The sequence below is a fragment of the Rhizobium sp. SAFR-030 genome (assembly GCF_059415005.1).
The window spans coordinates 908299-927524 of sequence record NZ_JBPFDO010000001.1 but is presented as its reverse complement, the minus strand read 5'-3'; the positions used below and the strand labels follow the sequence as shown (position 1 = coordinate 927524).

Sequence of the window (19226 nt, the reverse complement as noted above, 5' to 3'; positions counted from 1 at the left end):
AATGGCGCGTGTCTGCGCCATTGCTGTCCTTCTCGAACGGCTACTGGCCGTTCTTGGCCAGCCAGTCCTTCATCATGGCGATCTCGGCCTCCTGCGCCTTGATCACCTCCTCGGCGATCTTGCGGATCTGCGGATCCTTGCCGTGCTCCAGCTCTATCCGCGCCATGGCGATGGCGCCTTCGTGGTGGGGGATCATCGAGCGGACGAAATCGACATCCGGCTTGCCGGTGTAGTCGATCGCCATGTCGGCGTGCATCTTTGCATTGGCGGCTTCGAATGCCGCAGTCGACGGCGTGGTGGCCGCGGCGGCCGGCATGTGGTTGCCGTGGGCGGGCATCTTCATGTCCTGGGCAACAGCCGGTGCGGCAAGGAGGAAGGCTGCGGCAAAGGCAGCCGTAATGGTTCTGGCGTTCATGGGGGTCTCCCGTATCTGACGCGAACAAAAATAGAGGTGCGATCTCGGTCAGGGTCAGGCGCGCGGCGGCGGCAGGAGAGGGGCAGGGCGGATTGCCGCAAGGGCCGCCACCGGCCCCGGTGCCGGATAGCGGAAGATCGGCGCAGCGCCGCCATCGACCAGGAGCAGCGGCGGCAGCGCGGTGCAGGCGGCGCAAAGGCTCATGGCGCAAACGGATTTCGACGTGTGGGGAGGGCAGTCCGGGCAGGGCGGGTGCGACGCTGCCTGACGCTCCGGATGATGATGTGTCTGCGCAGTCGCCGGCTGATGGCTGTGCGGCATTGCCTCGGTCATGTTGTGGTGCGCGGCGTCCGGCATCGGCACGGCGAGCGCCGGCATCATCCCCTGGAGGAGCCAGGCAAGAACCATGATGAGCAGGGCGAAACGGCGCATGGCTGCAAATCTAGGCCTCTGCGGCGCGCTTGCAAATGAATTCTTGGCGAGGAATGCCGGGCAGGCAGTGGGCAGCAGGCAGTGGGCAGCGGGCGCTAGGGAAGTGCGCGTCGACGCCGTGCCTGTTCAGCCGGCAATCACCTGATGAACCGCCTGGTATTCGCCGCGACCTTCCGCGAACGGCACCACCGTCCAGTCCCAGCGGGCGCTGTGATCGGGCAGCGGAATGCCGGCCAGCAGGTCGTCGCGTTCCAGCTCCCGTCCCTGCCGGTCCATGACCGAGTAGGATACGTCGGTGATGAGCGCGGTCGTGCAGGGCAGGGCGGATAGCCCCTCGAGATGCGCCCGGACAAGCGCCGGAACGATCGTGTCGGCCCTGTCATGCTGTCCCTCGCGCTGCAGCCGCTGCCTGGCGCCGACCGTGATCTGCGACAGGAGATTGGCCGAGACGACGAGATCGAGATACGGCACCTGACGCAGGAAGGCGAAAGGCTCCGGCGCGCGTCCGGCCAGTGCCGCATCGAGGCCGGAAAGATCCCGGTGAATCAGCCGGGTATTCTTCAGGCGCCTGGTGGCAAGCCATGTCCGGACGCTTGCAAGATGCACCAGATCGACCAGCACCACCGTATCGAAGGCCCGCGACAGATCAACGATCGGCACGTCACGCAAAAGGCCGGAGCCGAGAACCACCGCGGTCCGCCGCTGCCGCATTCCGTTGATCGTGGAAAGGATGTGCGCCTTGCTGTTTGCCTCATGCTCGGCCCACGCCTCGCGGCAGCGGTTGGCGCGCGCTGCAAGGCTGACGGAGGAGGCGATGTGCGGGCGAAAGGGCGCCGGCGTCAGCGGCCACGTGGCGGCATAGTTCAAGGCTTCAAGGATCATGGGCTAGCAGGTTCTTCTTGCATGGCAATTACGAATGCTACCCCATCTGCCCTGCCGGGCATCTCCCCCACAAGGGAGAGATCAGCAGAGGGGCATACCCTTCGCTCGGCCAACATCGAGATCCCGGAGTAACTGGCACTCATCAGGACCGGCAGCCAAGTTCGACGCCGGCGAAAGATCTGGCGGTTTCGCCAGTCCGATCTCCCCACCTGCGGGGGAGATGCCCGGCAGGGCAGAGGGGGGCGAACTGGCATGAGCGCAAACGTGGAGTGGCAAGCGTCAATCACCGGGATGAGCTGGGGGATCTTGCGAGCCAAGCAGCTCTTCCCAGGTGTAAGTAATGCTCTCTCCGTGTTGCCTGGCTTCCATGACCCATTCGGCGCGGCGCAGGAAGTAGGTGTCCTCCAACTTCTCCTCGAGGAGATCCAGCACATAGGCGTGCGGTTCCCGACCAGCTGCAGCTGCGTATTTCAACAACAAGCGATGCATTTCTTCTGGCATGTCCAGCGTCAACTGCTTGTTCATGGCGAGATCCCCGATCCAGATGCGAATGTATCAGCCAACCCGGCACGCCGCCAGTCGCGGGAGCGACGGCGAAAGGCTTGCCGCCATGGCCTCCATCCTCTAAGAAACCGCTGAAATTTCCGGCCTTTTCCGACGTGCCGGCGGCAAGGATGACGATGATGAGCGACAAGCAGAAAAAACCGCAGAAACTCAAGGCCCGCCTGCCGCGTGGCTTTGGTGACCGGACTGCCGCCGACATCCACGCCACCAACGAAATGGTCGCCAAGATCCGCGAAGTCTACGAGCGCTACGGGTTCGATCCGATCGAGACGCCGCAGTTCGAATATACCGATGCGCTGGGGAAATTCCTGCCCGACAGCGACCGACCGAACGAGGGCGTGTTCTCGCTGCAGGATGACGACGAGCAGTGGATGAGCCTGCGCTACGACCTGACGGCGCCGCTTGCCCGCCACGTGGCGGAAAACTTCAACGAGATCCAGTTGCCCTACCGCACCTATCGCCAGGGCTATGTGTTCCGCAACGAAAAGCCGGGCCCGGGCCGCTTCCGCCAGTTCATGCAGTTCGATGCGGATTCGGTCGGCGCACCGGGCGTGGCTGCCGATGCCGAGATGTGCATGATGATGGCCGACACGCTGGAAGCCTTGGGCATCAAGCGCGGCGATTATGTGATCCGAGTGAACAACCGCAAGGTTCTGGATTCAATTCTAACGGCCATTGGTCTCGTTGGTGATGAACAACTGGGCCAGCGGCTCGCCGTTCTTCGGGCACTCGACAAGCTAGATAAATTTGGTGTGGCGGGAGTAGTGCTCCTACTAGGTCCAGGCCGTAAGGACGAAAGCGGCGACTTTACCAAGGGCGCGGGGCTTGATGATGTTCAGATCATGCGTTTGCTCAATACTCTCGGTTGGGGTGAGCAAGGTAGCGGCAGCAACAGCGCTGTAAAAGATCGCATTACGATAATGAATCTTCGTGATCGTCTGCAGGAATTCGGCGTGTCAGCGGAAGGTGCTGATGAGTTGTTGACGATCAATGATCTCGTTCGGTCAGCGGGCTACGACGAAAACCGCATCAAGATCGACCCCTCCGTCGTTCGTGGCCTCGAATACTACACTGGCCCGGTCTACGAGGCCGAACTCACCTTCGACGTGACAAACGAAAAGGGCGAAAAGGTCGTCTTCGGTTCGGTCGGCGGTGGCGGTCGCTACGACGGTCTCGTCTCCCGCTTCATGGGCCAGCCTGTGCCGGCGACAGGATTTTCGATTGGCGTGTCGCGCCTGATGACGGCGCTGAAAAACCTCGGCAAGCTGGGTCAGGACGAGGTTCTGGCGCCGGTTCTGGTCACCGTCATGGATGGCGATGTCGAGGCCATGGGCCGCTACCAGCGGTTTGCGCAAGACCTGCGCAACGCCGGCATCCGCGCCGAAATGTACCAGGGCAACTGGAAGAAGTTCGGCAACCAGCTGAAATATGCCGACCGTCGCGGCTCTCCCATCGCCATCATCCAGGGCGGCGACGAGCGCGCCAACAGTGAGGTGCAGATCAAGGACCTGATCGAGGGCAAGCGCCTCTCCGGCGAGATCACCGACAATGCCGAATGGCGCGAGGCCCGCGTTGCGCAGGTCGTCGTGCCGGAGGATCAGCTGGTGGAAAAGGTGAGGGAAATTCTCGCCCACCAGGCGGAAGACCGCCGCCGCGCGAAGGGTGACTACGCGGTGGACTACGATCCCAACCAGATCGGGGATACGAGTAATGAAATCTGAGGAAGACAGACCCCTCCCCAACCCTCCCCACAAGGGGGAGGGGGTAGGTCGGCGTGCGAGGCTTCTGTTCGTCATCCAGACCATCACCGCTCGCCTGCCGTCCCTGTTCACCAGGCCTGTCGGGTTAAGTCCGGAAGGGTTCAGCAAGTTCTCTCCCCCCTCGTGGGGGAGATGGGCGGCAGCCCAGAGAGGGTCTTTTTTCAAGGCCTCAGGATCAAACCCATGCCGCTGACCGACATGCCCGATTTCGCCCCGGCGATCCTTGCGGAATTTGCCGCGCGCAACACCACGCGCGTCGACACGCCGGTGATCCAGCCGGCAGCACCTTTCCTCGACATGGCCGGCGAAGACCTGCGTCGCCGGATCTTCCTGACCGAGAACGAGCGCGGCGAGAGCCTCTGCCTGCGGCCCGAATTCACCATTCCCGTCTGCCTGCGCCACATCGAGACGGCCACCGGCACGCCGAAACGCTATGCCTATCTCGGCGAGGTGTTTCGCCAGCGGCGCGAGGGCGCCAACGAGTTCTACCAGGCGGGTCTTGAAGATCTCGGCGACGTGAACTCGGCCGCTGCCGATGCGCGTGTCGTTGCCGATGCGCTCGCCTGCCTGCAGACGGTGCTGCCGGAAAAGGCCTTCGCCGTCACCATCGGCGATCAGGCGGTGTTCGAAGCGGTGGTCGCCGCCCTCGGCCTGCCGGCCGGCTGGCAGCGTCGCCTCGTGCGCGCATTTGGGCAGACCGATCTACTGGAGGCGATGATCGCGAGGCTTGCGAAGCCGCAGCCGGTCGCAGGCCTCTCGCCGCACGTCGAACACCTGCTGGAGGCCGGAGACGAGGCCGCCGTCGTCGCGCATCTGACGGCGGAGATGGAGCGCACCGGCACTCTGACGAATGCCAGCCGTACGCCACACGAGATCGTCCGCCGGCTGACCGAGAAGCAATTGCTGGCCGGTGCCTCGCTCGACGCCACCAAGCTCGATGCGCTGAAGGAATTCCTGTCGATCAACGTCTCGCTGCGCTATGCACCGGGCGTGCTCGCCGATTTCGCCCGCTCCGCCGGACTGCCTCTCGATGCGGCGATCGCCGGCTTCGATGCGCGCGTCGCGGCCTTGGCGCAAGCCGGCGCGTCGCTTGCCGACATCACCTGGCGCGCCGCCTTCGGCCGGCCCCTCGATTACTACACCGGCCTCGTCTTCGAGGTGACTGTGCGCGGCGAACACCACGTGCTGGCCGGCGGCGGGCGCTACGACCGCATGCTGACGCTGCTCGGCGCCAAGGATCACATTCCGGCGGTCGGTTTCTCGCTGTGGCTGGACCGCATCGAACAGGCCCGGGAGGCAAGCCGATGACCATCACCATCGGGCTCCCCTCCAAGGGCCGCATGAAAGACGACGCCTCGGCCATCTTCGAGCGGGCCGGCATGAAGATCTTAGCCGTCGGCAATGATCGCTCCTATCGCGGCCGCGTCGAAGGTTTTGACGACGTCGAGATCGCCTTCCTGTCGGCCTCGGAAATTTCGCGCGAGATCGGCAACGGCACGGTGGATTTCGGCGTCACCGGCGAGGACCTCATCCGCGAGGGGCTGGCGGAAGCCGACAAGCGGGTCGAGATCGCTGCTCGTCTGGGGTTCGGCCACGCCGACGTGGTGGTCGCCGTGCCCGAGGTCTGGCTCGACGTGGAGACGATGGCCGATCTCGGCGATGTGGCAGCCGAGTTTCGCGCCCGTCACGGCCGGCGGCTCGCCATCGCCACCAAATACTGGCGGCTGACCCAGCAGCATTTCTCGTCGCAGCACGGCATCCAGCTCTACCGCATCGTCGAAAGCCTGGGCGCCACCGAGGGTGCACCGGCAGCTGGCCAGGCGGACATCATCGTCGACATTACGTCCACGGGCTCGACGCTGAAGGCCAACCACCTGAAGGTGTTGTCGGACGGGGTGATCCTGCGCTCCGAGGCCTGCCTGGTGCGGGCGAGAAAGCCGGCGCATGAGAACGATCCGACAGTCCAGAGGATCGTCGAAGCGGTGCGCGGGGCGGTCTAACCCTCCGGCCTGTCGAAGTTTGCGGAAAAGCCCCCTCTGGGGGCGCGCTTGATCTGACTTCCGCGACTCCCGACAAAAAACCCGCCGGATCGCTCCGGCGGGTTTGCTGTTTTTGCCTTTGGGGCAGGGAGATCAGGCAGCCAGCGGAGCCCTCGTGCCGCGGCGGGCGTCGATCGAGTAGGCACCGGCGCCGACCGTGGCGATCAGGATGTAGGCACCGGCGAGCGTGAAGTTCTTCATCATCATGATGCCGTTGAGCGCGTTGATCCAGCCGAGTGCCGGTTCCGGCCAGCCGGGAACGGCGATGGTGCCCGAATGGAAGGCGAGACCAGTGAACACGCAGAACACGGCGAGCGCCCAGCCGGCGATCTTCGTCTGGAAGCCGACGAGGATGGCGAGACCGGCCACCAGTTCGAACAGGCCTGCAAGATAGGCAAGGCCCGTCGCGGCCGGCAGGCCGGCGCCGGTGATCATGCTGGCGGTGCCGGCCGGATCGGCCAGCTTGCCGAAGCCCGAGGTGATGAAGATGACGGAGAGGAGGATGCGCGCGAGAAGGATCAGCGCATTGTTGGTGGTCGACATTGGTGTTCTCCAGGACGTGAGGGCCGGTCGGCCGTGAAATTTCCTGGACAGACTATGCGTCAACTAAGCGCAGGGCGAAAGATGAACAGTAGAAGACGCTACGTTCATCATTGTCGAACGATGCCCGGCGCCATCCGCGATATTCGGCGCTGACGCAACCTAATCGGGGGCATCCCCGTTGCTGCGGCAGCCTGAACGGAATTCAGCGCAAAGCCGGAGGAAGACACGTCATGAAGAGATTGATTATGGGTGCTCTCGCACTCGCCCTGCTGGGTGCCGCCCCGGCTATGGCGCAGACCTACCATTCCAATAACCGCGACGCCCGCCAGGAGCACCGCATCTACCGTGGTGCCGCACAGGGGCATCTGACGCCGCAGGAGATGCGCAGGCTCGAGCGTCAGCAGCATCGTATCGATCGCCAGCAGGCACGTTCGACCCGCGACGGTTACGTCTCGCCGCGCGAGCGCCGGCGGATCGAGCGGATGCAGGACCGTGCCTCGCGCAATATCTACCGCAAGACGCACAATGGTCGCGGCATTTACTGAGCATCCCCGTCAGGGCGAGCATTGGAGGGCCGGGCAACCGGCCCTTTTTTCGTGCGTGCCGGTGATCCTCGAGACGCAGAAAGGGCGCCGGTTGCCCGACGCCCTTCCGTAGTCTGAACCGGTTGGCTCAGATGTGAGACCCGAAGGTCTTACATCATGTCCATTCCGCCCATGCCGCCCATGCCGCCCGGCATGCCGCCAGCCGATTCCTTCTTAGGAAGTTCGGCGATCATGGCTTCCGTCGTGATCAGCAGCGAAGCAACCGAAGCTGCGTTCTGCAGAGCCGTACGAACGACCTTGACCGGGTCGACGATGCCCATGGCGATCATGTCGCCGTATTCCGACGTCTGAGCGTTGTAGCCGAAGTTGTCGCTGTTGCCGTCGAGGATCTTGCCGACGACGATCGAAGCTTCGTCACCAGCGTTGGTGGCGATCTGGCGAACCAGCGACTGCAGCGCCTTGCGGACGATGTTGATGCCGGCTTCCTGGTCGTCGTTCGCGCCCTTGGACGTGATCTTCGTGGAAGCGCGCAGCAGAGCCGTGCCGCCGCCCGGAACGATGCCTTCCTGAACAGCAGCGCGCGTCGCGTTCAGAGCGTCGTCGATGCGGTCCTTGCGTTCCTTGACTTCGATTTCCGTGGAACCGCCAACGCGGATGACGGCAACGCCGCCAGCCAGCTTGGCAAGACGTTCCTGCAGCTTTTCGCGGTCGTAGTCCGAAGAGGTTTCTTCGATCTGCGCCTTGATCTGTGCAACGCGGCCTTCGATGTCGGTCTTCTGGCCGGCACCGTCGACGATCGTCGTGTTTTCCTTGGAGATCGAGACCTTCTTGGAACGGCCGAGCATGTCGAGCGTGACGTTTTCAAGCTTGATGCCGAGGTCTTCGGAGATGACAGTGCCGCCCGTCAGGATGGCGATGTCTTCCAGCATGGCCTTGCGGCGGTCGCCGAAGCCAGGAGCCTTGACGGCAGCAATCTTCAGGCCGCCGCGCAGCTTGTTGACGACGAGCGTTGCAAGAGCCTCGCCTTCGACGTCTTCAGCGATGATGAGGAGCGGCTTGCCGGTCTGAACGACAGCTTCCAGAACCGGGAGCATCGCCTGCAGGTTCGACAGCTTCTTCTCGTGAAGGAGAATGTAAGCGTCGTCGAGATCGGCGATCATCTTTTCCGGATTGGTCACGAAGTAGGGCGACAGGTAGCCGCGGTCGAACTGCATGCCTTCGACGACTTCGAGTTCGGTTTCGGCGGTCTTGGCTTCTTCGACGGTGATGACGCCTTCGTTGCCGACCTTCTGCATGGCTTCAGCAATGTCACGGCCGACCTGGGTGTCGCCGTTTGCCGAGATCGTGCCGACCTGAGCGACTTCTTCCGAGGTCGAGATCTTCTTGGCGTTGGCCTGGAGATCCTTGACGACTTCTGCGACGGCGAGATCGATGCCGCGCTTCAGGTCCATCGGGTTCATGCCGGCGGCTACGGCCTTGTTGCCTTCGCGAACGATGGCCTGGGCAAGAACGGTAGCGGTCGTGGTGCCGTCGCCGGCGATGTCGTTGGTCTTCGAAGCAACTTCGCGGACCATCTGGGCGCCCATGTTTTCGAACTTGTCTTCGAGTTCGATTTCCTTGGCGACCGATACACCGTCCTTGGTGATGCGCGGAGCGCCGAAGGACTTGTCGATGATGACGTTACGACCCTTGGGGCCGAGCGTAACCTTCACTGCGTCAGCGAGGATGTCGACGCCGTGAAGCATCTTTTCGCGCGCGGTGCGGCCAAACTTGATTTCTTTAGCTGCCATTTTGGGAACTCCTGGAAAGGGGTGTCAGCGATATTTCTGTGGAAGCAATCGGCTACAAGATCAGCCGATGATGCCCATGATGTCGGCTTCCTTCATGATCAGAAGGTCTTCGCCGTCGAGCTTCACTTCCGTGCCGGACCACTTGCCGAACAGAATGCGGTCGCCAACCTTGACGTCCAGAGCAACGATGTTGCCCTTCTCGTCACGCGCGCCGGTGCCGACGGCGACGATTTCGCCTTCCTGCGGCTTTTCCTTGGCGGTGTCCGGGATGATGATGCCACCCTTGGTCTTCGCTTCGGACTCAACGCGACGAACGACGACGCGGTCGTGAAGCGGGCGGAAATTGGTGCTTGCCATTGTCTAATCCCTCGATCAAATGACCTTGACGAGTTTCAAGAGGCTCGTCACTCTATCGTTAGCACTCACTGTGCAGGAGTGCTAACGACCCCGAGATAAGACCGCGCCGGGAGCGAGTCAAGAACGGAGCCCCAATTTTTTGGGCTGCGTGGGACGCCCTGCGAGGCCTGGTGTCGAAACTTGACTTGCACGCGCAGTTGGCCCTAATGAAGGCATGGAGTTTGCGAATGCTCCACGAGGCACCATGCCGCAGTTTCGCGTCCCTCTTGTGACCAAAGGACGTGTCATGGCCTCTTTCAATTCGATATCCCCCGACAAGACTGCCAGGATCCTCGGATCCCCCCGATCGCCCGCAATCCTTGACGTGCGCTTTGCGGCAGATGTCGCGGCGTTCCCCTTTGTCGTTCCGGGCTCCGTCATCCGTGATTATGCCTCGGTTGGCGAGTGGGCGCCCTCCTATCGGGATGCGCAGTCGGTCATCGTCGTGTGCAAGCGCGGCAAGAAGCTGAGCGAAGGCGTGGCCGCGCACCTGCGGTGCCTTGGTATCGAGGCCGAGGTGCTTGAGGGCGGCACGGAAGCCTGGCAGCAGGCCGGCCTGCCGCTCGTGCCGATGGCGGCCATCCCGGATGCGAGACCCGGCGGTTCGACGCTCTGGGTGACCCGCAGCCGACCCAAGATCGATCGCATTGCCTGTCCGTGGCTGATCCGCCGCTTCATAGATCCGGCCGCGACCTTCCTGTTCGTATCGCCTTCTGAGATAAATGCCGTCGCGGAGCACTTCGGGGCGACGCCCTTCGACGTGGAGGGTGCATTCTGGAGCCATCGCGGCGAGTTCTGCACCTTCGACACGATGCTCGAAGAGTTTCGGCTGACCACCGATCCCCTCCTGAAGATGGCGACCATCGTGCGGGCGGCCGATACCGATCGGCTCGATCAGGTCCCGCAAGCCGCCGGGCTGCTCGCGATCTCGCTTGGTCTGTCCAGACTGTATTCGAAGGATCTTGAGCAGCTCGATGCGGGCATGCTCATCTACGACAGCCTGTATCGCTGGGCACGCGACGCGACCGAGGAACGACATGATTGGGTTGCGCATGCGCCGAAGAGAGCGACACAATGATCAGGCAGTCTGAAGACTTGGCTGAGAGCCCGCCGTCGCTCCGCGAACTGACGCTGGCCTTCGCCCGCATCGGGGTCCTGAGCTTTGGCGGGCCGGCGGCGCAGATCGCCATGATGCACCGCGTCTGCGTCGACGAGCGCCGCTGGCTGTCGGAGGATCGGTTTCTCCACGCCCTCAACTACTGCATGCTGCTGCCGGGACCGGAAGCCCAGCAGCTGGCGACCTATATCGGCTGGCTGGCGCACGGGGTGCGTGGCGGCATCATTGCCGGGCTGCTGTTCGTGCTGCCGGGGCTTGCGGTGATGATCGGGCTCAGCACCGCCTATGCCGTATTCCAGGATGCCGGATGGCTGGCCGGTCTGTTCTTCGGCCTCAAGGCGGCGGTTCTGACGATCGTCGTGGAGGCGGTCATCCGGCTCGGCCGGCGGACGCTGAAATCGGCCTTTCTCGTCTGGCTGGCGGCGCTGGCATTCCTTGCCCTGTTCGTGTTCGCCGTGCCGTTCCCGCTGGTGGTGCTGGCGGCGGGACTTGCAGGCTATCTGCGCGGCAGGGCAGGCGGATCCGGTCCGGCGATCGCCCCCGTCGATCCGGTGGCGCGTCCGCCGCTGGCGAGATCGATCCTGTCTCTGCTGTTCTGGATCGCCGTCTGGCAGGCGCCGCTCGTCCTCCTCTGGAGCATCGATAGCGCCGAAGGGCTGGCGGCAATGTTCTCCTTCTTCTCGCGCATGGCGCTGGTCACATTCGGCGGCGCCTATGCCGTGCTTGCCTATGTGGCGCAGGTGGCGGTGGAAAATTACGGCTGGCTGCAGCCCGGAGAGATGCTTGACGGCCTGGCGCTCGCCGAAACCACGCCGGGGCCGCTGGTGCTGGTGCTGTCCTATGTCGGCTATCTCGTCGGCTTTCGCACCGTCACGGGTATCGATCCGGTGCTCGCCGGGATCCTCGGTGCCGTGCTGACCGCCTGGGCAACCTTCGTTCCGAGCTTCATCTGGATCTTTGCCGGCGCCCCTTACATCGAGCGGTTGCGCGGCCATGCAAAAGTCGCCGCCGCGCTGTCGGCAATCACTGCGGCCGTCGTCGGCGTCATCCTCAACCTCGCCCTGTGGTTCGGCCTGCATGTGCTGTTTGCCGACGTGCGCCGCATCCCGCTGTTTGCCGGATGGCCGGGTGAGGCAGCACCCGGCATCTGGTGGCCGGAAGTGTCCTCGCTCGATCCGGCGGCTCTTGCGCTGTTTGCAGTCTCGGCAGTGCTGCTGTTGTGGCTGCGGGTGGGCATGGTGAAGGTCTTGGGGCTCTGCGCGCTGATCGGCCTCGGCTGGCGGATTGCCGGCTTCTGAAGCGCTGAAATCCCGCTTCTCCGCTTGAATCTCCTTGCCAATGCGCAACAGCTTTGCCATGTCAGCGCCAGTTTCAATGCAGCAGCAACGGGTGACCATGGCAGACCGCATCAACAACCTCAGCGCCATCACCGCTGGTTACGAGCTCGTGCTTTCGGACGTCTGGGGCGTGCTGCACAACGGGATCGATGCGTTTCCGGCCGCCTGCGAAGCGCTGGCCGAGGCCCGCAAGGCAGGCGTCGCCGTGGTGCTGATCACCAATTCGCCGCGTCCGTCGCCGGGTGTCATCGACCAGCTGCGGGCGCTCGGCGTGCCGGATGCCGCCTATGACCGGATCGTCACTTCCGGCGACGTGACGCGCAAGCTGATCGCCGAAGGCCCGAAGAACATCTTCCTGCTCGGCCCGCAGCGCGACACGCCGCTGTTCGAGGGTCTCGACGTCGTGCTGACAGACGCCGACAAGGCCGATTGCGTGGTCTGCACCGGCTTCTTTGATGACGAGACGGAAGTGCCGGAAGACTATCACGACATGCTGACCGCATTCGTTGCCCGCGACGTGCCGCTGATCTGCGCCAATCCCGACCTGGTGGTCGAGCGCGGCCATCGCATCATCCCCTGCGCCGGCGCCGTCGCCGCCTATTACGAACAGCTCGGCGGCAAGACCCGCATCGCCGGCAAGCCGCACCGGCCGATCTATGAGGCGGCCCTGTCTGCTGCCCGCGAAGTACGCGGTGAGATCGATCTCGCCAAGGTCATCGCCATCGGCGACGGCATGCCGACCGACGTCAAGGGCGCACTGAGCTACGGCCTCGACCTTCTCTACATCTCCGGCGGCATTCACGCCGCAGAATACACGCTGCATGGCGAAACCGACGAGGCGATCCTCAACGCCTATCTGAAGCGGGAAGGGGCAACACCGAAGTGGTGGATGCCGCGCCTGGCCTGACGGACAAGAAGCCATGACCGTCTTTCACCGCAACGAGAAGAAAGAGCCGCTGCCCGCCGAGCTGCAGGGCGGCGTCGTCGCCATCGGCAATTTCGACGGCGTGCATCGCGGCCATCGCAGCGTGCTCGACCGGGCGCTGGAGCTCGCGAGCCAGCGCGGCGTGCCGGCCTCGGTGCTGACCTTCGAGCCGCACCCGCGCAGCGTCTTCAAGCCCGACCAGCCGGTCTTCCGCCTGACGCCGGCGCCGATCCGGGCGCGGCTGTTGGAGGCGATGGGCTTTCGCTCGGTGATCGACTACCCCTTTGACCGCGAATTCGCCCAGCGTTCGGCGGAAGACTTCGTCCAGTCCATCCTCGTCGACTGGCTGAAGGCGAGCGCCGTCGTCACCGGCTTCGATTTCCATTTCGGCCGTGGCCGGGAAGGCGGCCCCGCCTACCTCATCGATGCTGGCAAGCGCTCCGGTTTCGACGTGGCGCTGGTCGATGCGTTCCGCGACGAAAATTCCGACGTCATCTCCTCGAGCCGCATCCGCACGCTTCTGTCCGAAGGCGACGTGACGCAGGCAGCCGGGCTGCTCGGTTACCGCTATACGGTGGAAGCCGAAGTCATCGGCGGCGAAAAGCTCGGCCGTACGCTCGGCTACCCTACCGCCAACATGCAGCTGCCGCCGGAGACAGAACTGAAGGCCGGCATCTATGCCGTGCGCTTCCGCCGCCCCGACGGTTCCCTGCACGACGGCGTCGCGAGCTACGGCCGCCGCCCGACGGTGACCGACAACGGCGCTCCGCTTCTTGAAACCTTCCTGTTCGACTTCTCCGGCAGCCTCTACGGCGAGGTCTGCGCGGTATCGTTCTTCGGCTACCTTCGCCCCGAGCTGAAATTCGATGGGCTCGATCCGCTGGTCGAACAGATGAAGCGGGACGAGGAAGAAGCGCGTACACTGCTGGCCGGCGTCACGCCGCGCGGCGCGCTGGATGCGAAGATCGCGTTCGACCTGCAGTCCGGCAATCAAGGATAGGATCTCATGGCAACGACCCCACGCCGACCCGTCAGCCCGATGGATGCCGCCGAGGCGCTGTTCAAGCCGGCGAAGAAGGTGGAAGCCAGCGTCGAGAAACGCGCCGTGCCCGAGGCAAGGGAACTCGTGTCGCTGAGGCTCGACAGCGCGGTGATCGAATATTTCCAGGACGACGGCCCGGGCTGGCAGGATCGCATCAACGATGCGCTGCGTGCGGTCATGGCGGCCAATCCCAAGGACTGATCGGCGGGCCGCGTCCTCGGTGCACCTTCCGGCGTTTATGAAATCCTGACGTCGCACGCGCGTTTTCGAAATCGAGAACTGACGCGGCACTGCCTAACTTCGTCATCAGATGCCGTCGAGGAACGATGACGATGTACAGGCTCAGCCTCTTTCAAACGCATATCTATGCCGATCTGCTGTTCGCTCCGCACACCGGTGCCGGCCGGGCTCCCGCCGCTGATGGCGCTTCGAACAGCGCGCGCAGCGCTCCGGTCGAGAAGCGCGATGCTGTCCCCTGCGAGCAGGAAAGAACGCTGGTTCTCCAGTCGTTCTTCCGTCGCCTGCGCCTGCTTCTGGCGCGGCCTTCGCATTGAGGGAGGCCGTAATGCCAAGGACAGATTTCAGCGGCACGATCGTCGATCTCGTCACGCCCTTCCGCTCGGGCGAACTGGATCAGGCGGGGCTCTCGCTGCTCCTCGAATGGCAGATCCAGTGCGGCATCGAGGGCCTGCTGGTCTGCGGCGAAGCGGGCGAAAGCCACTGCCTCAGCATGGAGGAGCGCCAGACGGTCATCGCGACCGCCGTCGAGGTGGCGCGCGGCCGGGTGCCGGTGCTGGTCGGCGTCGTCGCCAACTGCACCGACAAGGCCGTCGTGCTGGTGGAGCAGGCGCGTGCCGCACGCGCCGATGGGGTCGTGCTGACGCTGCCCTATTACAACAAGCCGGCGCGGGAAGGCGTGCTTCGCCACGTCACGGCGGTCAGCCTGCGGGCCGGGCTGCCGCTTCTGGTGCTGAGCCGTCCCGCCGCGTCCATGATGCCCATCGATGCCGCCTTCGTCGCGCAGCTTCGCGGTCTGCCGAACCTCTGCGGCATTGTCGATTGCGGACCCGACCCCTTCCGCGCCATCGGAGAGTATGGTGACGACGGTGCAGGCCTCGGCCTGTTCTATGGTGACGAGCAGGCGGGCTCTGCCTCCTGCGCCGGCGCTGCCGGCTTCGTCTCCTGGATCGCCAACGTCTCGCCGCGCCTTGCCACCTCGCTTCATCATGCGGCGGCAGGCGGCAACCTCAAGGCGGCGCGCCTGCTGCAAAGCCGGCTTACGCCGCTGTTTGATGCCATGAAACGCGATCATCCGGTCTCGACGCTGAAGCAGGCGCTCGCCTACGTGTTTGGCATCGACGCGCAGGTGCGCCTGCCGCTTCTGCCGGTTGAAAGCCAGAACCTGCCGGAACTGCGCCAGGCGCTGTCGCTGGTCGGGCTCTCCACCGATCTCTCGTTCCTGTCGGCGGTCGCCATCGCCAGCGGCGGTGGCCTGCGCTGCCGGATTTAGAGCCAAAATTTCCGTGAATTCGAACCTGTCGAAAAAAGGAGACTGACATGGGTTCCGTGGGTCCGCAACGATCCTTCGCCTCCAACCTGCCGCGCTTTACCGTCGGGCGTGATCATCACGGCTGGTGGGTCGTCATTGATCGGGAAGACAGGGTTGGCGGCTTGTTTTCGAGCGAGGAGGCCGCAGTGCATTTCGCCGCCGGCGAATGTGCCCATCAGCCGGGTGCCGTCTGCCGTGCGAAAGCCGGCGAGGTCGTCGAGCTCCACGCGAAGATACCGTTCTGAGGCTTTTTAGAGTTTCCGGTTCGAGCCCGCATCCTTCAGGATCGCGTTTGCCGTGTGGCGGCTCATCAGGTTGCGCGGAACGAGGATGGTCTTGCCGGTTTGACTGGAACGCCATTTCTCGTGCGACCCCTTGGCGTTGGTCAGGTATTCAAATCCAAGCTGAAGGATGATGTCGCGGACAGCGCTGTAATATCCCGCAACCATCAGGCCGCCATGGGCTCAGCCGGTCTTTCGAACAGAATGGCTGGAATGAGATCCTTGAGAGGGGTTGTTGCGAGATCTTCGGGCGATATGTGATTTGCAACGATCAACTCCACCGCCGCATCGAACATCACCTCTTCGAAAACGTCGATGGTTGGCGCTTCTATATGAAGGCCGACGATGTCGCTCTCGCAGTAGTAGACCTTTGCCTCTTCGTCCCAGACTGCCTTTACCGAAAAGGTACGTTTTGTCATGGTAATGACCTCCGCAAGCCGCAGGATACATCCATCCGTCGCGATTCCAATCCCCCTTCCTTTTCCGGCCAAAACCCCCTAAAGAACGCGGCAGCATGACGTATCTTTTGGCGGCCCCGGATCATCCGAATTATCGGCCCGGCCTTCCCAGCAGCTTGAAGCCGCGGGAAGGTCCGGGTTTTTGGCGCTCGGGGTCTTCCCTTATCGCGCCTGCCGCCATTCCATGACATTTCTGCGACCGCTGCCGGTCGCCTTTCCCGATGGTTGATCCATGAACGATACCGCAGACAAGCTCGATTATTCCAAGACCCTCTATCTGCCGCAGACGGAGTTTCTGATGCGCGCCGGCCTTCCGCAGAAGGAGCCGGAAATGGCGGCGAAGTGGAAAGAGATGGGCCTCTACAAGCGCCTGAGGGCCTCCGCCGCCGGTCGCGAGAAATTCGTGCTGCACGACGGCCCTCCCTATGCCAACGGCAACATCCATATCGGCCATGCGCTGAACAAGGTGCTGAAGGACGTCATCACGCGCTCCTTCCAGATGCGCGGTTTCGACTCGAACTACGTGCCCGGCTGGGACTGCCACGGTCTGCCGATCGAGTGGAAGATCGAGGAAAAGTACCGCGAGAAGGGCAAGGACAAGAACGAGGTCCCGATCAACGAATTCCGCCGCCAATGCCGCGAGTTCGCGCAAGGCTGGATCGACATCCAGTCGGAGGAATTCCGCCGCCTCGGCATCGAGGGTGATTTCGACAATCCCTACACGACGATGGCCTTCCATTCCGAAGCCCGCATCGCCGGCGAACTGCTGAAGATCGCCAAGTCCGGCCAGCTCTACCGCGGTTCGAAGCCGATCATGTGGTCGGTCGTCGAGCGCACGGCGCTGGCCGAAGCCGAGGTGGAATACCAGGAGGTCGAGAGCGACACGATCTGGGTGAAGTTCCCGGTGGTTGCGGGCCCCGAAGATTTGAAGGCGACATACGTCGTTATCTGGACGACCACGCCTTGGACCATCCCCGGCAACCGGGCGATCTCCTATTCGTCTCGGATAGAGTACGGCCTCTACGAAGTCACCGAGGCCGTCAACGATTTCGGCCCGCAGCCTGGCGAGAAGCTGATCTTCGCCAAGCGGCTGGCGGAAGATTGCGCCGCCAAGGCCAAACTGACATTCAAGCTGATCCGTGATGTCACCGGCACGGAACTCGGCGCGATCACCTGCGCCCATCCGCTGGCGGCCATGGGCTACGATTTTCAAGTCCCGATGCTCGACGGCGACCACGTCACCGACGATGCCGGTACCGGTTTCGTCCACACTGCCCCGTCGCATGGTCGCGAAGACTTCGAAGCCTGGATGTCCAATGCTCAGAAGCTGGAAGCGCGTAACCCTCCTATCTCGTCGAAAATCCCGTTCCCGGTCGATGATGCCGGCTTCTACACCGAGGATGCGCCGGGCTTCGGCCCGTCGGCCGAGGGTGGGGCGGCCCGCGTGCTCGACGACAACGGCAAGAAGGGTGACGCCAACAAGCGCGTCATCGAGGCGCTGATCGCCGTCGGCAAGCTGTTTGCCCGCGGCCGCATCAAGCACGAATACCCGCATTCCTGGCGCTCCAAGAAGCCGGTTATCTTCCGCAACACGCCGCAGTGGTTCGTCTACATGGACAAGGAGCTGGGTGACGGCACGACGCTGCGCACCCGCGCGCTGTCCGCCATCGACGACACCCGCTTCGTGCCGGCAGGCGGCCAGAACCGTCTGCGCGCCATGATCGAGCAGCGTCCGGATTGGGTTCTCTCCCGTCAGCGCGCCTGGGGCGTGCCGATCTGCGTCTTCGCCGATGTCGACGGCAACGTGCTGCAGGACGACGCGGTCAATGAACGCATCCTGGAAGCCTTCGAGAAGGAAGGCGCCGATGCCTGGTTCGCCGAAGGCGCCAAGCAGCGCTTCCTTGGCGATCACGACGGCGAACGCTGGCAGATGGTCACCGACATCCTCGACGTCTGGTTCGACAGTGGTTCCACCCACACCTTCACGCTGGAAGACCGTCCGGACCTCAAATGGCCGGCCGACGTCTATCTCGAAGGCTCCGACCAGCATCGCGGCTGGTTCCACTCGTCGCTCTTGGAAAGCTGCGCGACGCGCGGCCGGGCACCCTACAATGCCGTCGTCACGCATGGTTTCACCATGGCCGAGGACGGTCGCAAGATGTCGAAGTCGCTCGGCAACACCGTCACCCCGCAAGAGGTGATGGCGCAGTCGGGGGCGGATATCCTTCGGCTCTGGGTGATGAGCGCCGATTACGCCGAGGACCAGCGTCTCGGCAAGACGATCATCCAGACCAACATCGACGCCTACCGCAAGATCCGCAACACGATCCGCTGGATGCTCGGCACGCTCGCCCACGATCAGGGCGAGGAGATCGTCTATGCCGACCTGCCGGAACTCGAAAAGCTGATGCTGCATCGGCTGGCCGAACTCGACCAGGTGGTCCGCAAGGGCTACGACGAGTTCGACTTCAAGCGCATCGTCCGGGCCCTGTCCGACTTCGCCAATGTCGAGCTGTCGGCCTTCTACTTCGACATCCGCAAGGACACGCTCTACTGCGAGGCACCGTCGAGCCTGAAGCGTCGCGCCGCCCTGCATGTCATCCGCCAGCTGTTCGATTGCCTGGTGCTGTGGTTTGCACCGATGATGCCGTTCACCTCGGAGGAAGCCTGGCTGTCGCGCGATCCGAAAGCGGAATCGGTGCATCTGGAGCAGTTCCGCGACATTCCGGCCGAATGGTCGAACGAAGCGGTATCGGAAAAGTGGAAGCAGGTCCGCGCCGTCCGTCGTGCCGTCACCGGCGCGCTGGAAGTGGAGCGTCGCGAAAAGCGTATCGGCTCGTCGCTTGAGGCGGCGCCGGTCGTCTACGTCGCCGAGCCGGAACTCTTCCGGGCACTCGACGGTCTCGATTTCGCGGAAATCTGCATCACCTCGGACATCTCGGTTGTCGAGGGCGAGGGACCGGCGGATGCTTTCCGTCTCGACGACGGGACGAAGGTGTCCGTCGAGCCGAGGCTTGCGGAAGGCACGCGCTGCGCCCGGTCCTGGAAGATCACCCGCGATGTCGGATCGGATCCGGAGTATCCGGACGTTTCGGCGCGCGATGCGCAGGCGCTGCGCGAGCTGGCAGCGCTCACGTAAGTGGAAGGCCGG

The 19226-nt window shown here is 63.6% G+C and carries 22 protein-coding genes; 13 read left to right on the top strand and 9 right to left on the bottom strand.

The genetic code is table 11. From position 1 onward, the window contains the following. Nucleotides 1-40: 40 nt before the first annotated feature. From copM to ACR65N_RS04815, 4 genes are all read right to left on the bottom strand, one after another. Nucleotides 41-415, bottom strand: coding sequence for a CopM family metallochaperone (copM, locus tag ACR65N_RS04830; RefSeq protein ID WP_440455961.1), 375 nt, complete (start codon nucleotides 413-415; stop codon nucleotides 41-43). A gap of 54 nt (nucleotides 416-469) precedes the next feature. Further along, entirely contained in the window at nucleotides 470-847 is a 378-nt protein-coding gene (locus ACR65N_RS04825) for a hypothetical protein (RefSeq protein ID WP_440455960.1), read from the bottom strand. Nucleotides 848-973: 126 nt separating this feature from the next. After that, nucleotides 974-1729, bottom strand: coding sequence for a hypothetical protein (locus tag ACR65N_RS04820; RefSeq protein WP_440455959.1), 756 nt, complete (start codon nucleotides 1727-1729; stop codon nucleotides 974-976). Nucleotides 1730-2008: 279 nt separating this feature from the next. Further along, nucleotides 2009-2254: a hypothetical protein gene (locus tag ACR65N_RS04815; protein ID WP_440455958.1), complete on the bottom strand. Its 246-nt coding sequence runs from the start codon at nucleotides 2252-2254 to the stop codon at nucleotides 2009-2011. A 158-nt stretch (nucleotides 2255-2412) separates the two neighbouring features. Here ACR65N_RS04815 and hisS point away from each other — a divergent pair, with 158 nt between their 5' ends. From hisS to hisG, 3 genes are all read left to right on the top strand, one after another. Continuing rightward, nucleotides 2413-4014 carry a histidine--tRNA ligase gene (gene hisS / locus ACR65N_RS04810; RefSeq protein WP_440455957.1) on the top strand — a complete coding sequence of 534 codons (1602 nt, stop codon included), beginning with the start codon at nucleotides 2413-2415 and terminating at the stop codon, nucleotides 4012-4014. Nucleotides 4015-4236: 222 nt separating this feature from the next. Further along, the gene (locus tag ACR65N_RS04805; protein WP_440455956.1) at nucleotides 4237-5361 is read left to right on the top strand and encodes an ATP phosphoribosyltransferase regulatory subunit; all 1125 of its coding nucleotides are present in this window, start codon (nucleotides 4237-4239) and stop codon (nucleotides 5359-5361) included. Beyond that, the gene (gene hisG, locus ACR65N_RS04800) at nucleotides 5358-6053 is read left to right on the top strand and encodes an ATP phosphoribosyltransferase (RefSeq protein WP_440455955.1); all 696 of its coding nucleotides are present in this window, start codon (nucleotides 5358-5360) and stop codon (nucleotides 6051-6053) included. Before ACR65N_RS04805 ends, hisG begins: the two co-directional genes overlap by 4 nt. 132 nt (nucleotides 6054-6185) lie before the next feature. Here the strand turns inward: hisG and ACR65N_RS04795 are convergent, their stop codons facing one another. Continuing rightward, the gene (locus ACR65N_RS04795) at nucleotides 6186-6635 is read right to left on the bottom strand and encodes a DoxX family protein (protein ID WP_440455954.1); all 450 of its coding nucleotides are present in this window, start codon (nucleotides 6633-6635) and stop codon (nucleotides 6186-6188) included. Nucleotides 6636-6865: 230 nt separating this feature from the next. Between ACR65N_RS04795 and ACR65N_RS04790 the strand changes: the two genes are divergently transcribed. Beyond that, nucleotides 6866-7180: a hypothetical protein gene (locus tag ACR65N_RS04790; RefSeq protein ID WP_440455953.1), complete on the top strand. Its 315-nt coding sequence runs from the start codon at nucleotides 6866-6868 to the stop codon at nucleotides 7178-7180. Between the two features lie 149 nt (nucleotides 7181-7329). On the opposite strand, the gene groL is transcribed toward ACR65N_RS04790, so the two are convergent. After that, nucleotides 7330-8970: a chaperonin GroEL gene (gene groL / locus ACR65N_RS04785; protein WP_430305835.1), complete on the bottom strand. Its 1641-nt coding sequence runs from the start codon at nucleotides 8968-8970 to the stop codon at nucleotides 7330-7332. 60 nt (nucleotides 8971-9030) lie between these two features. Continuing rightward, on the bottom strand, nucleotides 9031-9327 hold the full coding sequence (gene groES, locus ACR65N_RS04780) for a co-chaperone GroES (protein ID WP_430305834.1): 297 nt from the start codon (nucleotides 9325-9327) through the stop codon (nucleotides 9031-9033). A gap of 286 nt (nucleotides 9328-9613) precedes the next feature. Here groES and ACR65N_RS04775 point away from each other — a divergent pair, with 286 nt between their 5' ends. The 8 genes from ACR65N_RS04775 (at nucleotide 9614) to ACR65N_RS04740 (ending at nucleotide 15581) form a co-directional block, all read left to right on the top strand. After that, a complete protein-coding gene (locus ACR65N_RS04775) occupies nucleotides 9614-10444 on the top strand; it encodes a chromate resistance protein ChrB domain-containing protein (RefSeq protein ID WP_440455952.1) in 831 nt (276 codons plus the stop codon). Beyond that, a complete protein-coding gene (gene chrA / locus ACR65N_RS04770; protein WP_440455951.1) occupies nucleotides 10441-11781 on the top strand; it encodes a chromate efflux transporter in 1341 nt (446 codons plus the stop codon). The genes ACR65N_RS04775 and chrA overlap by 4 nt, the downstream gene beginning before the upstream one ends. 97 nt (nucleotides 11782-11878) lie before the next feature. Then, nucleotides 11879-12727, top strand: a complete 849-nt coding sequence (locus ACR65N_RS04765; RefSeq protein WP_440456117.1) for a TIGR01459 family HAD-type hydrolase — start codon at nucleotides 11879-11881, stop codon at nucleotides 12725-12727. 13 nt (nucleotides 12728-12740) lie between these two features. Continuing rightward, complete coding sequence (locus ACR65N_RS04760; RefSeq protein ID WP_440455950.1) at nucleotides 12741-13745, top strand: bifunctional riboflavin kinase/FAD synthetase; 1005 nt, start codon at nucleotides 12741-12743, stop codon at nucleotides 13743-13745. Between the two features lie 6 nt (nucleotides 13746-13751). Next, entirely contained in the window at nucleotides 13752-13988 is a 237-nt protein-coding gene (locus ACR65N_RS04755) for a BrnA antitoxin family protein (RefSeq protein ID WP_440455949.1), read from the top strand. A gap of 131 nt (nucleotides 13989-14119) precedes the next feature. Continuing rightward, the gene (locus ACR65N_RS04750; protein WP_440455948.1) at nucleotides 14120-14341 is read left to right on the top strand and encodes a hypothetical protein; all 222 of its coding nucleotides are present in this window, start codon (nucleotides 14120-14122) and stop codon (nucleotides 14339-14341) included. A gap of 11 nt (nucleotides 14342-14352) precedes the next feature. Then, on the top strand, nucleotides 14353-15297 hold the full coding sequence (locus tag ACR65N_RS04745) for a dihydrodipicolinate synthase family protein (RefSeq protein ID WP_440455947.1): 945 nt from the start codon (nucleotides 14353-14355) through the stop codon (nucleotides 15295-15297). Nucleotides 15298-15344: 47 nt separating this feature from the next. Beyond that, on the top strand, nucleotides 15345-15581 hold the full coding sequence (locus ACR65N_RS04740; protein ID WP_440455946.1) for a hypothetical protein: 237 nt from the start codon (nucleotides 15345-15347) through the stop codon (nucleotides 15579-15581). A 6-nt stretch (nucleotides 15582-15587) separates the two neighbouring features. On the opposite strand, the gene ACR65N_RS04735 is transcribed toward ACR65N_RS04740, so the two are convergent. Then, nucleotides 15588-15785, bottom strand: coding sequence for a type II toxin-antitoxin system HicA family toxin (locus tag ACR65N_RS04735; protein ID WP_440455945.1), 198 nt, complete (start codon nucleotides 15783-15785; stop codon nucleotides 15588-15590). After that, nucleotides 15785-16036, bottom strand: coding sequence for a DUF1902 domain-containing protein (locus ACR65N_RS04730; RefSeq protein WP_440455944.1), 252 nt, complete (start codon nucleotides 16034-16036; stop codon nucleotides 15785-15787). Before ACR65N_RS04730 ends, ACR65N_RS04735 begins: the two co-directional genes overlap by 1 nt. A gap of 271 nt (nucleotides 16037-16307) precedes the next feature. Here ACR65N_RS04730 and ileS point away from each other — a divergent pair, with 271 nt between their 5' ends. After that, nucleotides 16308-19214 carry an isoleucine--tRNA ligase gene (gene ileS / locus ACR65N_RS04725; RefSeq protein WP_440455943.1) on the top strand — a complete coding sequence of 969 codons (2907 nt, stop codon included), beginning with the start codon at nucleotides 16308-16310 and terminating at the stop codon, nucleotides 19212-19214. Nucleotides 19215-19226 lie beyond the last annotated feature (12 nt).

Coding starts and splice junctions, on each gene's coding strand:
- ACR65N_RS04740 (WP_440455946.1), top strand. CDS start 15,345: ATGGGTTCCGTGGGTCCGCAACGATCCTTCGCCTCCAACCTGCCGCGC.
- ACR65N_RS04735 (WP_440455945.1), bottom strand. CDS start 15,785: ATGGTTGCGGGATATTACAGCGCTGTCCGCGACATCATCCTTCAGCTT.
- ACR65N_RS04795 (WP_440455954.1), bottom strand. CDS start 6,635: ATGTCGACCACCAACAATGCGCTGATCCTTCTCGCGCGCATCCTCCTC.
- ACR65N_RS04750 (WP_440455948.1), top strand. CDS start 14,120: ATGTACAGGCTCAGCCTCTTTCAAACGCATATCTATGCCGATCTGCTG.
- copM (WP_440455961.1), bottom strand. CDS start 415: ATGAACGCCAGAACCATTACGGCTGCCTTTGCCGCAGCCTTCCTCCTT.
- groL (WP_430305835.1), bottom strand. CDS start 8,970: ATGGCAGCTAAAGAAATCAAGTTTGGCCGCACCGCGCGCGAAAAGATG.
- ileS (WP_440455943.1), top strand. CDS start 16,308: ATGAACGATACCGCAGACAAGCTCGATTATTCCAAGACCCTCTATCTG.
- ACR65N_RS04815 (WP_440455958.1), bottom strand. CDS start 2,254: ATGAACAAGCAGTTGACGCTGGACATGCCAGAAGAAATGCATCGCTTG.
- ACR65N_RS04755 (WP_440455949.1), top strand. CDS start 13,752: ATGGCAACGACCCCACGCCGACCCGTCAGCCCGATGGATGCCGCCGAG.
- ACR65N_RS04730 (WP_440455944.1), bottom strand. CDS start 16,036: ATGACAAAACGTACCTTTTCGGTAAAGGCAGTCTGGGACGAAGAGGCA.
- groES (WP_430305834.1), bottom strand. CDS start 9,327: ATGGCAAGCACCAATTTCCGCCCGCTTCACGACCGCGTCGTCGTTCGT.
- ACR65N_RS04805 (WP_440455956.1), top strand. CDS start 4,237: ATGCCGCTGACCGACATGCCCGATTTCGCCCCGGCGATCCTTGCGGAA.
- ACR65N_RS04775 (WP_440455952.1), top strand. CDS start 9,614: ATGGCCTCTTTCAATTCGATATCCCCCGACAAGACTGCCAGGATCCTC.
- ACR65N_RS04760 (WP_440455950.1), top strand. CDS start 12,741: ATGACCGTCTTTCACCGCAACGAGAAGAAAGAGCCGCTGCCCGCCGAG.
- hisS (WP_440455957.1), top strand. CDS start 2,413: ATGAGCGACAAGCAGAAAAAACCGCAGAAACTCAAGGCCCGCCTGCCG.
- hisG (WP_440455955.1), top strand. CDS start 5,358: ATGACCATCACCATCGGGCTCCCCTCCAAGGGCCGCATGAAAGACGAC.
- ACR65N_RS04765 (WP_440456117.1), top strand. CDS start 11,879: ATGGCAGACCGCATCAACAACCTCAGCGCCATCACCGCTGGTTACGAG.
- ACR65N_RS04790 (WP_440455953.1), top strand. CDS start 6,866: ATGAAGAGATTGATTATGGGTGCTCTCGCACTCGCCCTGCTGGGTGCC.
- chrA (WP_440455951.1), top strand. CDS start 10,441: ATGATCAGGCAGTCTGAAGACTTGGCTGAGAGCCCGCCGTCGCTCCGC.
- ACR65N_RS04745 (WP_440455947.1), top strand. CDS start 14,353: ATGCCAAGGACAGATTTCAGCGGCACGATCGTCGATCTCGTCACGCCC.
- ACR65N_RS04820 (WP_440455959.1), bottom strand. CDS start 1,729: ATGATCCTTGAAGCCTTGAACTATGCCGCCACGTGGCCGCTGACGCCG.
- ACR65N_RS04825 (WP_440455960.1), bottom strand. CDS start 847: ATGCGCCGTTTCGCCCTGCTCATCATGGTTCTTGCCTGGCTCCTCCAG.